3 tRNA genes are annotated in these 962 nt (G+C 31.2%); all 3 read right to left on the bottom strand.

Going from position 1 to position 962, the window contains the following annotated elements:
- Positions 1-592: 592 nt before the first annotated feature.
- A tRNA-Arg gene (locus tag FAY47_RS19920) sits at positions 593-668 on the bottom strand.
- 135 nt (positions 669-803) lie between these two features.
- A tRNA-Gly gene (locus tag FAY47_RS19915) sits at positions 804-877 on the bottom strand.
- Position 878: 1 nt separating this feature from the next.
- Positions 879-962: transfer RNA gene (locus FAY47_RS19910), tRNA-Leu, on the bottom strand.

Below are 962 nucleotides of genomic sequence, written 5' to 3'. Positions count from 1 at the left end.
GTCCTGAGCCAGGATCAAACTCTCAATAAAAAGTTTAATCTACTCAAAAAACTTACTCTAAAAGAATTGCTGGTTTTTAACTTATCTATATCTGTTCAATTTTCAAAGATCTCATCGCTCAATAGCGACTTGTTAATATTATCACTCATAAAGATTACTGTCAACACTTTTTTTGTACTATTTCAACATTTCTTCGTGTTTTTTGTTTCTTTTTCTTGAGGACATTGACTATTCTATCATAGCCTGTATATATTACTTTGAATTTATGTTGCATTATGAAATATTATATGGTATTTTCTCTTATTTTCTTGTATTTACACTCTATTTCTATTATTGATACACTCGGATGAGTTTTTCTTCTTTCTATATATAGAACAATATATACTAACGTATAATACTTATAATACAGCCTTATAAAATAACCATTGAACATATGAAAATTACTTTGGCGAACAAGTTGAATTTAGATAGAGTTATTAAAATTACCTTCTGAGAAAAATTCTATAGGATTAAAATATGTATTTATTACAGAAATGAAATTTAATATTTTAAATAGCATAATGAATATAGATTGATATTTAAGAAAAAATAATGGTACTCCTACCCCGATTCGAACGGGGCCATCAGGATTCGAAGTCCTGCACTCTATCCACCTGAGTTATAGGAGCATATATTTAATTATACTATATAACAAAAAATTATCCACATATTTCTTTGTTTTTTTAATATAAAATGTGGATAACTTCTTTTTTATACACAAGATCTACAAAAAAATAAAAGCAACCAATATTAGTTGCTTTTTCTGGAGCGGGTAGTGGGAATCGAACCCACCTTTCCAGCTTGGAAGGCTGGAGTATTACCGATATACGATACCCGCATGGTGCAGATGAAGGGAGTCGAACCCCCACGCCTAAGGCGCTAGATCCTAAGTCTAGTGCGTCTGCCAATTCCGCCACATCTGC

This window comes from Clostridium sp. HBUAS56017 (genome assembly GCF_007115085.1).
Classification (GTDB): Bacteria; Bacillota; Clostridia; order Clostridiales; family Clostridiaceae; genus Clostridium; species Clostridium cibarium.
The sequence above is the reverse complement of the archived record's forward strand: the minus strand, read 5'-3'. Positions and strand labels throughout refer to the sequence as shown.